The sequence below is a fragment of the Alcanivorax sp. HI0044 genome (assembly GCF_001634945.1).
In genome coordinates, this window is the sequence record NZ_LWEZ01000084.1 from 1 (window position 1) to 751 (window position 751).

General features: G+C 57.9%; 1 protein-coding gene. It reads left to right on the forward strand.

The window, feature by feature from the left end:
* Window positions 1-751, forward strand: a 751-nt coding sequence (locus tag A3730_RS01035) for a type II secretion system F family protein (RefSeq protein ID WP_063537285.1), incomplete at both ends; no start/stop codon positions are given.

The following is a 751-nucleotide window of genomic DNA, read 5'->3' on the forward strand; positions in this document are numbered from 1 at the left end:
TGGGCCAGGAAGCAGGGCAGGCGCGAGTGGTCAGTGGACCTCTGGACCGATTGTTGTTGCGGGCGGATATTCGACTGTCCCGCACCCAGCTTACGCTGATGGCGATCGTTATTTTTGTCATCCTGGCATTGGTGCTGGCCTCTTCAGGGCTGATTGCCACGGCGGTGCTGGCGCTGTTCATTGTTGCCAGCCTCTGGTTGTACTGGCGTTTTCGTTTTCAGCAGCAGCGTCGCACTATTTTTGAATCCTTGCCCGGGATCATGGATTCCACGCTTCGCTACATGGGGGCGGGCCGTTCTCTGGAAGCCTCACTGCTGGAATCGTTCCAGGATGCGCCGCCGGTGTTTGCGTCACTGACCTTCCGTCTGCGTAGCGCGGTGGAATCCGGCCGTGATTACACCGGACTCTTTGACGATTTTGCGCGCTTGTATCAGGTGCCCTCACTGGTGCTGGTTTCCATCGCCTTGCGTACCTCTGCCCGTTTTGGTTCTTCCATTCGTCCGGTATTGCAGCAAGTGGCGAACTCCCTGCGTTCGCAACAGGAGTTGCGTCGCGAGTTCCTCGCGTCCACGGCAGAAACGCGTTTCACCGCCGGCGCCTTTACCTTGCTGCCGCTGGGTATGGCGGTCTACATGATGCTGATTAACGAGAAGTATGCCGATGTGCTGCTGCGCACGGATACCGGTCACACCATGTTGATCATCGCCGGTGTTCTACAGGGTATCGGGGTGGTGATTATCTGGCGCATGGT